The organism is Limnohabitans sp. (genome assembly GCF_046052825.1).
GTDB lineage: Bacteria > Pseudomonadota > Gammaproteobacteria > Burkholderiales > Burkholderiaceae_C > Limnohabitans.
This window is the reverse complement of the sequence record NZ_JAVLFP010000005.1, coordinates 1-12,244: the sequence shown is the minus strand read 5'-3', so window position 1 is coordinate 12,244 and position 12,244 is coordinate 1. Positions and strand designations below refer to the sequence as shown.

The following is a 12,244-nucleotide window of genomic DNA, read 5'->3' as shown; positions in this document are numbered from 1 at the left end:
TGGACAACACCATGAATCCTACAAACTCACAAACCCACGCCATCACAATTGCCATCTTGGCAATGGGCGGAGAAGGTGGCGGTGTGCTGGCGGATTGGCTGGTGGACTTGGCCGAACACAATGGTTTTGTGGCCCAAACCACATCGGTACCCGGTGTTGCCCAGCGAACGGGTGCCACCGTGTATTACCTGGAGATGTTTGCCAAGTCCAGCATCCCCGAAGGTCGCCAGCCCGTCTTTGCACTCAGCCCTTTTCCGGGTCAGGTTGACATTGTGTTGGCCTCTGAGTTGATGGAAGCGGGCCGTGCACTCCAGCGCGGCTTGGTCCATCCTCAACGCACCACCCTCATCACCTCATCCCATCGCGTGTACGCCATGACGGAACGCATGGCCATGGGCGATGGACGCATGGACTCTGAAAAATTACTGGCCGGTGCCAAAGCTGCTGCGCACCAGTTCATCGCCGCAGACTTTTCCGCCATGGCTGAAAATTTTGGCAGCTTGATTGGACCCGCTTTGTATGGTGCATTGGCCGCATCTGGCCAACTGCCCTTCACACGGGATCAATTTGAAGCCACCATCCAACGCGGTGGCATTGGCGTCAACGCCAGCCTTCAAGCATTTGCCGCCGCTTACCAAGAAGCACAAGCGCAATTGGAGGGCAAGCCCTCAATGTCGGCCTCGGCACAAACTGCCAACGCTTCGGCTCAACCACTTGCCGTAGGCCCTCGCTTGCAGGCTTTAGCGCAAACCATACAGTCTGAGTTTCGCCCTTGTGCTCACAAACATCTGCTGGCCGGCATTGCGCGCCTGACCGATTATCAAAGCGAAAGTTACGCCGCCCTGTATTTAGACCGGCTGTTGCCGCTCAACCAAAAAGCCTCTGACAGTTCCATTGGCGATGAACTGGTGGCTGAAGCCGCCCGGCACTTGGCCTTGTGGATGAGCTACGAAGACACCGTGCGAGTGGCTGACTTGAAAATTCGACGCTCGCGGTTTGACCGGGTAAGCCAAGAAGTCAAGCAAAGCACGGAGCAGTTTTTGGACATCAACGAATTTTTGCATCCTCGCGTCGAAGAGATTGCTGACACCATGCCAGCCCCTATGGGGCGCTGGCTGCTTCAAAGCGCATGGGCGCGTCAACTGCTCGGACGCTTCACACACAAGGGGCGGATCGTCAAAACCACCTCTCTCAGGGGCTATCTGTTGTTATATGCCATTGCCTCGTTGCGTGTGACACGCCCTTACTCATTGCGCTTTGCACACGAACAAGAGCGCATCAACGCATGGCTCACATGGGTTGACAGTCTGTTGCAGACCCACGAAGAGCTGGCGCTTCAAGTGGTCAAGGCCCAACAGTTGGTCAAAGGCTATGGCGACACACACAGCCGTGGCTGGCGCAATTTCCAGCGACTGATGCGCGCGCTGCCCCTGTTTCAAAATGAACCCGATGCTGCAAGCAAACTCCAGCAACTTCAAAAAATTGCGCTGAGCGACGACTCCGAGCAAGCGTTGTTGACAAGCTTGAAAGCACAAGGTTTACTCCATCCCAATTGAAGTATTCTGAATTCTCGACCGCCATTTCGACTTCCCCCCCTAATCAGGAGACAACCACCATGAAATCAAAATTCGTCCAATCGGCCTTTGTTTTAGCCATTTCCTTGGCAAGCAGCACAACAGTTTTGGCACAAGAGGTCACGCTGCGCTTGGTCAGCGCCTTTGCTGAAAATGGCATTTACGTGCAACACCTTCTGCCATGGATCGGAAAGGTCAATGCCGAAGGCAAAGGGGTTTTACAAATCAATTTCATAGGCGGCCCTAAAGCCGTTCCGACGTTCGAAGTAGGCAATGCGGTGAAAACGGGTGTGGTGGACATGGCCTTGAACACCGGCGCTTTTTATACCAATGTGATGCCAGAAGCGGATTTCCTGAAGTTGACCCAAATTCCAGTGGCAGAACAACGCAAAAACGGTGCCTTTGATGCCATCAACAAAGTGTGGAATGAAAAAGGCAACATGCAGTATTTGGCCCGCACTGTTGAAAACCAACCCTTCCACATCTACACCAACAAAAAAGTCGACAAGCCGGACTTGACTGGTCAGAAAATTCGCATCACACCGGTTTATCGCGATTTCTTTCAAGCACTGAATGCCAATGTGATCACGACACCGCCCGGCGAGGTCTACACCGCACTCGAGCGTGGCGTAGTCGATGGCTATGGCTGGCCTATCGGTGGAATTTTTGATTTCAACTGGCACGAAAAAACAAAGTTCCGCATCGACCCTGGTTTCTACGATGCGGAAGTGTCTTTGATCATGAATTTGCCCGCTTACAAAAAACTCACAGACACACAACGCAATTATTTACAAAAGCAATTGCTGGCCTTGGAAGCAGAAAACACATTCTGGGTCAAATATGGTGTCGATGAGACTGCGCGCCAAGCCAAGGCAGGCATTCAATCCATTGCCTTCGATGCCGCAAGTACCAAAGCCTTCAAAGAAAAAGCCTACGACATCGCCTGGACTTCGGCGCTCAAGCAAAGCCCTGAGGTTGCAGCCAAATTCAAATCGTTGTTTTCTAAATGATGGAAAAGCTTTCTGAAATTTACGGGCGTTTCATTGCTTCACTGGCTTTGTTCGGTTGTTTGTTGCTGCTGGCCATGATGATGATCATCGTGACCGATGTGGCTTTGCGCAACCTGTCCGTGAGCGGCGGGCCACAAGGGATCAGTTGGAGCAACGAAATTTCAGAATCGACCTTGTACTTGGTCACCTTGTGCGTTGCACCTTGGCTTTTGCGACAAGGCCAGCACATCCGCGTGGACATCGTGCTGCAAGCGGTTCCAAAAAAATGGGCGTGGGCACTCGAATGGGTCGGAGATCTGCTGGGGCTGGCTTGTTGCATGGTGATGTGTCTGTATGGTGTGAAAGCAACATGGGCCAGTTACACCGACCATTCACTCAGCATCAAAACACTGGTCACACCGGAATGGTGGTCTTTGGCCCCCTTGCCTGTGGTGTTTTCTTTGCTGAGCATTGAAATGCTCTTTCGCATGCGGCGACTGTGGTTGGCAGAACGAGGTCCGCGAAATGATGCGGTGAGTGCGGCATGAACACCTGGCAATTTGCGGCTTGCCTCATGCTAGGAGGATCCACGGTTTTGCTTTTCATTGGCATGCCGGTCGCGCTGACCTTCATTGGCATCAACATTGTGGGTGCCTGGTTGTACATGGGCGCAGAGCCGGGATTGGTGCAGCTCGTTCGCAGCAGTGTGAGCTCTGTCATGGCCTTTTCACTCACGCCCATTCCGCTGTTTGTGCTCATGGGCGAAATTTTGTTTCATACAGGCCTGGCTTTCAAAGTCATCGAAGGCGTCGAGCGACTCATCATGCATGTACCGGGTCGCTTGGCCGTGGTGGCCGTGGTGGCGGGCACGGTTTTTTCTGCGATTTCCGGGTCCACCATCGCCACCACGGCCATGCTGGGCTCACTGATGTTGCCTGTCATGTTGGCCAGGGGCTATCACCCCACCATTGCCACGGGTCCCATCATGGCGATTGGTGCTGTTGACATGCTCATCCCTCCTTCAGCGCTCACCGTTTTGCTGGGTTCGTTGTCTGGTATTTCCATCTCTAAGCTGCTCATCGGCGGCGTGTTACCCGGCATCTTGTTGTCCCTGTCTTTCGTGGCATGGATCATCATTCGCGTGCGCATCAGTCCTCAATTAGCCCCCCATGAAACCCATGTCGTCGAATACAAGGGGTGGGCGCGCTGGCAGCCATTTTTTGCCTATGTATTGCCCACCCTGTCCATCTTCGGTGTGGTCGTGGGTGCACTGGCCGCAGGCTGGGCTACCCCCACCGAATGCGCGGCACTGGGAGCCTTTGCCACCATGGTGCTGGCCGCTTTTTACAAAGAACTCAAGTGGGAGGCCGTGCTGAAGTCACTCAAGGGGACAGCAGGTATCTCAGGAATGATTTTGTTCATTATTTTGGGCGCCACGACATTCGCCCAAATTTTGTCGTTTTCTGGGGCCAGTACTGGCTTGGTGCAATTCATCACTGGACAGGGCTTGTCCAGCGCATGGGTTGTGGTGGGCATGATGCTGATGCTGATTTTCTTGGGCATCTTTGTGGATCAGGTCAGCATGATGATGATCACGCTGCCCATCTTCATGCCTATCGTGACCACCTTAGGCATCGACCCCATTTGGTTTGGTGTGATGTTCCTCATTTGCATGCAATTGGGTTTGCTGCTGCCGCCCCACGGCTTGCTGCTCATGACCATGCGCGGAGTTGCCCCCTCATCCGTCACCATGGCACATATTTTCGTGGCGGTGGTGCCTTATGTGGTCATGAGTTTGATTTTGTTGTTGGCGGTCTTTTTCATTCCAGGCATTGCCACTTGGCTGCCCGGATGGATTGGTTCATGAACTCTCCCTGTGAAAGGGGGAAACCCCGGGTTCTCTAGAGTTCAGTTTCGGCCAAAAATGCTGGGTTGTCATTTGGGCACGGGTTTTCTTTTTTATCGGTCTCACCAGGAGTTCATCATGTCTTTTCCGTTCGCTAAAAGTCTTGTCACCCTCACTGCAGCAGCCACCCTGGCCGCACACCCTGCGCTGGCTGCCGATAAAGTGAAGGTTGGATTTGTCAGCACGCTGTCTGGTCCTTCAGCGGCCTTGGGCGTGGACATTCGTGATGCCTTTATGCTGGCAGTCAAACTCAATGGCGGCAAATTGGGCGGTTTGCCAGCCGAGGTTTCCATCTCCGACGACCAATTCAAACCCGATGTGGGCAAGCAGTTGTTTGAGCGCTATGTCAAACGCGACAAAGTGGACTTCTTAACCGGTGTGGTGTTCTCCAACATCATGTTGGCTGGCTTGCCAGAGGCCATTGACAGCAAAACCATTTACCTCAGCCCCAATGCTGCACCCTCGCCTATTGCCGGCGCGCAGTGCACGCCGTACTTTTTCGCAGTCTCGTGGCCCAACGATGCGTACCATGAAGCGGCGGGTCAATATGCCACCAACTTAAAAGTCAAGTCCGCCTATTTGCTGGCACCCAACTACCAAGCCGGCAAAGATTCATTGGCGGGGTTCAAACGTTTCTTCAAAGGCAATGTCACGGGTGAGGTCTACACCAAGCTCGGCCAGTTGGACTACTCTGCGGAATTGGCCGAGATTCGCGCGGCCAAACCAGAGGTGGTTTACACCTTCTTGCCTGGTGGCATGGGGATCAACTTCATCAAGCAGTTCATGGCCGCAGGCTTGAACAAAGACATTCGACTCATCCAACCAGGCTTCGGCGCAGACCAAGACGTGATTCACGCCGTTGGCAACGACATGCTGGGTATTTTTGACACGGCCCACTGGGGCCTGGATCTGCCCAACGAGGCCAATAAAAAATTCGTGGCTGAGTTTGAAAAAGAATACAAGCGTCTGCCCACTTTGTACGCGGCCCAAGGTTACGACACCGCGCTGCTGATGGATGCTGCCGTGCGTGCCGCCAATGGCAAGATTGAAGACAAAGAAGCCCTGATCAAAACGCTCAAGACCGTTAAGTTCAACTCAGTGCGTGGCGACTTCCGTTTCAATACCAACCATTACCCCATCCAAAACTACTATCTGCGTGAAGTGCAAAAGGACTCGCAAGGTCGATTGGTCAACCGCATCGTGGGTCAACCGATCATGACCAACCACGGCGACGCCTATGTCAAAGACTGCCCCATGAAGTAACAGGGGGTAAGGTCCATCGCATGAGCAGTATTTTGTTTTTAGAGCAGGCCTTGAATGGCCTGCAGTTTGGTTTGATGTTGTTTTTGCTAGCGTCTGGACTCACGCTGGTATTTGGCATCATGGACATGATCAACTTGGCCCATGGCGCCCTTTACATGGTGGGCGCTTTCCTGGCTGCATGGCTGGTGCAACTCACCCAGTCGTTCTTATTGGGGGTCATGTTGGCCGTTGGACTGACAGCTGTGGTGGGCATGCTTTTAGAAGCCACGCTGCTGAGAACGCTCTATGCGCGAGACCACTTATCCCAAGTCTTGGCCACCTTTGCACTCATTCTCATCATCAATGATCTGGTCCGCATGATCTGGGGTTCAGACCTCGCCCTGTCCGTGCCAAACGCCCTCATGGGTCCTGTCCAACTCCTTCCGGGGCTTTACTACGCCAGCTATCGCTTGGTGATCATTGCGGTGGGTTTGTCGATTGCGTTGCTGTTGTTTGTTTTGGTCACTCAAACACGCATGGGTGCTTGGGTGCGGGCTGGCGCATCGAATCGAGAAATGGCCATGGCCATGGGCATCAACATCAAAGCGCTGTTCACTGGCGTGTTTGGCATTGGTGCTGCGCTTTGCGCTGTCGCTGGTGCCATGCTGGGACCCTTGCTGGCAGTTCAAGTGGGCATGGGAGAAAACATACTCATCTTGGCCTTTGTCGTGATCGTCATTGGCGGCATTGGCTCTGTCTGGGGGGCTTTTGTAGGTGCGATTTTGGTGGGCTTTGTCGACACGCTGGGCCGCACCTTGTTGCCACATTTGTTTCGTGAAATTTTCTCACCGCAGTTTGCCAGTGCTGCGGGGCCTGCTGTGGCGTCCATCTTGGTTTATCTGCTGATGGCCGTTGTGCTGTTTGTTCGCCCACAGGGGCTGTTTTCGGGCCGCTCCTGAAGTGAAGGTCATGATGAATCGCGAAACCTCTCCTTGGCTTTGGACGCTGTTGCTTGCAATCGCCATTGTCCTGCCGCTGGTCCTGCATGCACAGGGCCAAGACTTTTACATCAGCATGGTCAGCCGCATGATGATTTACGGCATTGCCGCTTGCAGCTTGAATCTTATTTTGGGATTTGGTGGATTGGTGTCGTTTGGGCATGCCGCGTTTCTTGGCATTGGCGCTTACACCGTAGGCATCATGATCACAGAGAGTGTGACCAACGGCTGGCTGAACTTTGCAATGGCCATGGGGGTATCGGCCTTGGCCGCAGCTGTCATTGGAGCCATTTCTTTGCGTACGCGAGGGGTGTACTTCATCATGATCACTTTGGCGTTTGCGCAAATGCTTTATTACTTGGTCAACTCCATCAAAGCCTACGGCGGCGACGAAGGCTTGAACATCAAATCGCGCTCCAACTTTGGCTTTGGGCTCGATTTGAAAAATGACGTGACCTTTTACTTTGTGGTGCTTGTGGTTTTGGTCCTCACTTTGGTCCTCATTTCACGCATGATGAAATCACGATTTGGTCGTGTGATTTTGGCCATTCGCGATGACGACACGCGAGTCGACGCCATTGGATTTCATGCCTATGCCTACAAGTGGGTGTTGTTCATCATTGCAGGCACGCTGGGGGGGCTCGCCGGCGCCCTGATGGTGAACCACCAAAACTATGTCAGCCCCAACCTGATGCATTGGACCCAATCGGGCATCCTGATGGTGATGGTCATTCTGGGCGGCGTGGGCACGCTTTCAGGGGGCTTGTGGGGCGCTTTGGTCTTACTCATCTTGGAAGATGTGGTGGCTGAATACACGCAGTATTGGCAGTTTTACATCGGCTGCTTCTTGTTGGCCGTCGTGCTCTTGGCTCCCAAAGGTTTATCGAGTTTTTTCAACCGCCCCAACAAGCTTGCGGCAAAGGGGCGTGCATGATCCAAGCCCCATTGCTAGAGGTTCACAACCTGGTCAAAAAGTTTGGCGCACTCATGGCCACAGACCATGTGAGTTTGCAAGTTCTGCCCCAAGAAATTCATGCGCTGATTGGACCCAATGGCGCGGGTAAAACCAGCTTGGTCGCCCAGTTGTCGGGTTTGCTCAATAGCGACAGCGGCCAGATGGTGTTCAATGGTCAAGACATCACCGACACAGCCACCCACGAGCGTGTTCGGTTGGGTTTGGCCCGATCCTTTCAAATCACACGCCTCTTCAAATCTTTCACCGTGTTGGAAAATATTGAGCTTTCCATCCAAGCACGAATGGGCCACAGTTTTTCATTTTGGAAACCTGTGAGTCAAGAGGCGCAACTCACCGACAAAGCCATGGCCCTTCTCCATGACTTGGGATTGGCCGAGCGCTCCCACCACCGGGCCAGCGAACTCTCTCACGGTGAACAACGCATTTTGGAGCTGGGCCTGGCTGTTGCGACGCAGCCCAAATTGCTATTGCTTGATGAGCCCATGGCGGGCGCGGGTCCGGTTGAATCGCAGCGCATTCTGAGCCTCATTTTGAAATTGCGTGAACAAACAGCCATCTTGCTCATCGAGCACGACATGGACGCGGTCTTCCGATTGGCCGACAGAATTTCGGTGTTGGTGAGTGGTGCTGTCATTGCAACTGGCTCGCCTCAAGAAATCAGACACCACCCTCAAGTGATTGCCGCTTACTTGGGCGAGGAGAACGCATGAGCTTGCTGAAAGTTCAACAGGTGCAATCGGCCTACCAAGACAGTCAAGTGCTGTTTGGCATTGAATTCACACTCCATGCCGGAGAGTCCATGGGTTTGCTGGGCCGCAACGGCATGGGCAAAACCACCTTGATTCGATCCATCTTGGGTCTCAAATCGGTTCAAGCTGGACACGTCACCTTTGACGGTCAAGACATTACCAACCAAACAGCCGACAAAATTGCACGACTGGGCATTGCCGTGGTGCCCGAAGGAAGACAAGTTTTCCCCAACTTGTCGGTCGAGGAACATCTCACCGCCTTTGCAAGCAATCGGCACCAAAGCAAAGCACTTTGGACACCCGCACGGGTGTACGAATTGTTCCCACGGCTCGCTGAGCGCAAATCCAACCTAGGCTCGCAACTGTCGGGTGGAGAGCAGCAAATGTTGGCCATTGGCCGTGCCCTGGTCACGAACCCTCGCCTCATTATTTTGGACGAGGCGACAGAGGGTTTAGCACCGCTCATTCGAGAAGAAATTTGGAACTGTTTGCGGCTACTGCGCAACGAAGGGCAAAGCTTGATCGTGGTCGATAAATATGTCAATCGCTTGGTTGAAATTGCATCGCACCATCTCATCCTAGAGCGCGGCCAAGTGGCTTGGACAGGCAGCTCAGACGCACTGCGAGACGACCGTCAGTTGTGGACGCGCTATTTGGGTGTGTAAAACCTAAAACGCTTGTGCCACGGACTTCACGGCCTGAATCAACAGCTTACTGGCCGGGCTGAGCGTCCCCTTGCGACGACGTGTCATGCCTACCCGCCTTTCCCACTGATTGCCCGTGGCTTCGAGTGCTTTGAGTTGTCCCGCCTGGACCTCCCAATAAATCAACTCTTTGGGTATGAAGGTCAAGGCATCACTGTGCATCACCATGGACTTCATCAGCACGGTGGATGTGGTTTCAACTTGCGCAACAGGTGGCTCTAAATCGTGCGAGGCAAAGTAATCGTCAAAGGCGAGTCTTTCCAATTCATGTTGCCTGGGCAATATCCAGGGGAACTTCACCAACATGCCAGGGTGAACCACTTTGTGCTTGGCCAAGGGATGGTCTGCACGAGCAACCACAGTGGCACTTTCGGTGAACAAGTAGTCGTGCACCAACTCCATATCGACTGCCCTGGCAGGCACCGATGAGAGTGCGAAGTCAACCTCCCCTTGCTTGACCCAAGGCATCAACGCCTCGTTCAAGCCATAAAGAACCGTGACATGCACGTCGGGATTTTGATCGGCCAAGACCTTGAGTGCCTTGGGTAACAGGCGGGTGGCCTCGGTTGGCCCACAACCCATCATCACATGACCTCGCTGCGCACCACGCATCGACTGAATTTCACCCAAGGCATTGCGCATCTCGGCCTCAATCACGCGGCCGTGCTCCATCAGTGCCTGTCCAAAAGGCGTGAGACTGACACCAAATCGACCGCGCTCCAACAGCCGCACCCCTAAAGATTTCTCCAAGGCCTTGATGCTTTTGGACAAGGCAGGTTGAGAGATCTCCATGGAAGCTGCAGCTTCGGTGAGATTGCCATGCCGAGCGGCAGCAAGGAAAAGTTGAACTTTTCTGTAATCCATAACCTATGGTAATAGAAAAAGCATGAATTGTTGTAGTTCCATTTCGTAACCTGCGGTAACTTAGCGGCTTGTATTCGCCTCAAGCCTTGAAATGGAGATTCCATGCCATCAATTGATTTAGACCAACTGGTTCAACCAGACCGCGTTCACAAGAGCGTCTACACCGATCAACAACTGTTTGATCTTGAAATGGAGCATATTTTTGAAAAGGCTTGGGTCTATTGCGGACATGAATCCCAAGTCAAAGAGGTCGGTGACTACTTCACGATGCAAATTGGTCGCCAACCCATGGTCATGGTGCGCGACATCGACAAAAGCGTCAAAGTGCTCTACAACCGCTGCCCCCACCGCGGCGTGGAGTTGTGCGGCAATCAAAGTGGCAACACAGGAAAAGGCTTTGTGTGCTCCTACCATGCATGGAGCTTTCACCTCAATGGAAAAGTCAAAGCCATTCCACTGGTCAAAGGCTATGACGGCACACGCATGACACCTGACTCACCCGATTGCAGCATGGTGGCAGCAGCACGTGTGGACAGTTACCGTGGCTTTGTGTTCGCCAGTTTGTCCAAAGAAGGTCCCAACTTGGTTGAGTTTTTGGGTGAAGCCAAAGTCGCATTTGACGACATGTGCGACCGTTCCCCCGTGGGTGAAGTCGAAGCCGTACCGGTTTGCCACCGTGTCATTCAGCATTCCAATTGGAAGTTCTTCATGGAGAACCAACTCGATGCGCTACACCCGTCTGTCACGCACCAATCTACCGGCGTGTCGGCCCGCAAAGTCGAACAACGCTTGAAGAAAGAAAAAGGCGATGCGCCTTTGTTCTTCCATTACCTGTCCACGTTCGCTTCCAGCTTTGATCAATGGGATTCGGTTCAAACGGTTAACTTCAAATACGGTCATGGCATCTTGAAAGCCTACATGGGCTTGCGCCCCACAGACCCCGATACCGTGGAATACGAAGCCATCATCAAAAAGGCCTACGGTGAAGAAAAAGGTGAAGAGTATTTGGCACGCAGCATCCACCACGTGTTGATCTACCCCTACTTGTCGGTTCAATCGCCATTGCAGCAATTGCGTTGTTTGCGTCCCATGGCGCCGAACAAAACACTGTCTGAAATTTGGCACTTCCGTTTGAAAGGAGTGCCCGAAGCCATTTACCAACGCTCACTTTGGTACTTCAACTTGGTGAACTCACCGTCCACCATGATCAATGCCGATGATTTGGAAAATTGGACCAAAGGCCAGCTGGGCTTGGAATCCAAAGGCGGCGAATGGGTGAGCTTCCATCGCAATTACGGAGGCGACACCGAAAAGGATGGTGTTTTGTATTCCAACAACGGCACCAGTGAAGTGGTGATGCGCAATCAGTTCAAAGCTTGGGAATCGTATATCCGCGCCGCCATTCAACCTTCGACAAAAGCCTGATCAGGAGTCAACGCATGAAAACAAACGAAGTCAAAGAAGCACTCGGCACTGGTGTCGTGATTGAAGGCATTCAGTCAATGTCTGGCGCGGACTCCATTGAGCCCGACCACATGGGCCGGGGACGACAGCCCAGCCAAGGGTACATTCCCAAGGCTGTCAAAGTTGATTCAGCCTTGCAGCGCCAAGTCGAAGAGTTGTTGTTTCACCAAGCGGCCTTGCTAGACAACAAAGCTTGGAGCGAATGGGGCAAGCTCTTCAGCGACGACGGCATCTATTGGATGCCCTCTACACCCACCCAAACCGACTGGCGACGCGATGCCTCCATTTTTGCCGAAGACAAATTGCTCATGGAAGTTCGCATGAGCCGGTTGCTTCACCCCAATGCTTGGTCACAGGCTGCCCATTGGGGCACCAACCACATTGTGGGCAACATCGTGATTGAAGACGTTAACGCCACCACTGTTGAAGTCTATTCACGCTTTCAAATGATGGAAATGCGACGCGACAACATTCGCCACTTTGGGGGCAGTTACCGCCACACCTTGATCAAGCAAGGGGATGATTTAAAAATCAAACTGCAACGCGTCGACATGACCAACGGCCAAGCGGCCTACGACTACGTTCTACAAGCTTGGGTTTGATCGGCTTCGGGCAAAACCGATCCGTATAAAACAGCAGTTTTTTTGTTATACTCACGGTCTCAGACAGAACAGCAACATGTTCTGCATACCGATTTTTCCTCGATAGCTCAGTCGGTAGAGCGCCGGACTGTTAATCCGTAGGTCCCTGGTTCGAGCCCAGGTCGAGGAGCCAAAAA

General features: G+C 53.0%; 12 protein-coding genes and 1 tRNA gene. 12 read left to right on the top strand and 1 reads right to left on the bottom strand.

Annotated elements, in window-relative coordinates:
* Positions 1 to 11: 11 nt before the first annotated feature.
* The 9 genes from ACKWJN_RS00625 (at position 12) to ACKWJN_RS00585 (ending at position 9,099) form a co-directional block, all read left to right on the top strand.
* Positions 12 to 1,556, top strand: coding sequence for an indolepyruvate oxidoreductase subunit beta family protein (locus ACKWJN_RS00625; protein WP_408593547.1), 1,545 nt, complete (start codon positions 12 to 14; stop codon positions 1,554 to 1,556).
* A gap of 59 nt (positions 1,557 to 1,615) precedes the next feature.
* A complete protein-coding gene (dctP, locus tag ACKWJN_RS00620) occupies positions 1,616 to 2,584 on the top strand; it encodes a TRAP transporter substrate-binding protein DctP (RefSeq protein WP_408593545.1) in 969 nt (322 codons plus the stop codon).
* Positions 2,584 to 3,111, top strand: coding sequence for a TRAP transporter small permease (locus tag ACKWJN_RS00615; RefSeq protein ID WP_408593543.1), 528 nt, complete (start codon positions 2,584 to 2,586; stop codon positions 3,109 to 3,111). The genes dctP and ACKWJN_RS00615 overlap by 1 nt, the downstream gene beginning before the upstream one ends.
* Positions 3,108 to 4,430 carry a TRAP transporter large permease subunit gene (locus tag ACKWJN_RS00610; RefSeq protein WP_408593541.1) on the top strand — a complete coding sequence of 441 codons (1,323 nt, stop codon included), beginning with the start codon at positions 3,108 to 3,110 and terminating at the stop codon, positions 4,428 to 4,430. The genes ACKWJN_RS00615 and ACKWJN_RS00610 overlap by 4 nt, the downstream gene beginning before the upstream one ends.
* Positions 4,431 to 4,547: 117 nt before the next feature.
* On the top strand, positions 4,548 to 5,732 hold the full coding sequence (locus ACKWJN_RS00605) for an ABC transporter substrate-binding protein (RefSeq protein WP_408593539.1): 1,185 nt from the start codon (positions 4,548 to 4,550) through the stop codon (positions 5,730 to 5,732).
* Positions 5,733 to 5,752: 20 nt separating this feature from the next.
* Positions 5,753 to 6,670, top strand: a complete 918-nt coding sequence (locus ACKWJN_RS00600; RefSeq protein WP_408593537.1) for a branched-chain amino acid ABC transporter permease — start codon at positions 5,753 to 5,755, stop codon at positions 6,668 to 6,670.
* A 13-nt stretch (positions 6,671 to 6,683) separates the two neighbouring features.
* Positions 6,684 to 7,643 carry a branched-chain amino acid ABC transporter permease gene (locus ACKWJN_RS00595; RefSeq protein WP_408593535.1) on the top strand — a complete coding sequence of 320 codons (960 nt, stop codon included), beginning with the start codon at positions 6,684 to 6,686 and terminating at the stop codon, positions 7,641 to 7,643.
* Complete coding sequence (locus tag ACKWJN_RS00590; RefSeq protein WP_408593533.1) at positions 7,640 to 8,395, top strand: ABC transporter ATP-binding protein; 756 nt, start codon at positions 7,640 to 7,642, stop codon at positions 8,393 to 8,395. The genes ACKWJN_RS00595 and ACKWJN_RS00590 overlap by 4 nt, the downstream gene beginning before the upstream one ends.
* A 2-nt stretch (positions 8,396 to 8,397) precedes the next feature.
* Positions 8,398 to 9,099, top strand: a complete 702-nt coding sequence (locus tag ACKWJN_RS00585; RefSeq protein WP_408593692.1) for an ABC transporter ATP-binding protein — start codon at positions 8,398 to 8,400, stop codon at positions 9,097 to 9,099.
* A 3-nt stretch (positions 9,100 to 9,102) separates the two neighbouring features.
* On the opposite strand, the gene ACKWJN_RS00580 is transcribed toward ACKWJN_RS00585, so the two are convergent.
* A complete protein-coding gene (locus ACKWJN_RS00580) occupies positions 9,103 to 10,002 on the bottom strand; it encodes a LysR family transcriptional regulator (protein WP_408593531.1) in 900 nt (299 codons plus the stop codon).
* A 102-nt stretch (positions 10,003 to 10,104) separates the two neighbouring features.
* Between ACKWJN_RS00580 and ACKWJN_RS00575 the strand changes: the two genes are divergently transcribed.
* The 3 genes from ACKWJN_RS00575 to ACKWJN_RS00565 all read left to right on the top strand — a co-directional run bounded on the left by ACKWJN_RS00575 (position 10,105) and on the right by ACKWJN_RS00565 (position 12,240).
* Positions 10,105 to 11,427: a Rieske 2Fe-2S domain-containing protein gene (locus tag ACKWJN_RS00575; protein ID WP_408593529.1), complete on the top strand. Its 1,323-nt coding sequence runs from the start codon at positions 10,105 to 10,107 to the stop codon at positions 11,425 to 11,427.
* Positions 11,428 to 11,441: 14 nt separating this feature from the next.
* On the top strand, positions 11,442 to 12,068 hold the full coding sequence (locus tag ACKWJN_RS00570; protein WP_408593527.1) for an aromatic-ring-hydroxylating dioxygenase subunit beta: 627 nt from the start codon (positions 11,442 to 11,444) through the stop codon (positions 12,066 to 12,068).
* Positions 12,069 to 12,164: 96 nt separating this feature from the next.
* Positions 12,165 to 12,240 (top strand) — tRNA-Asn (locus ACKWJN_RS00565).
* Positions 12,241 to 12,244 lie beyond the last annotated feature (4 nt).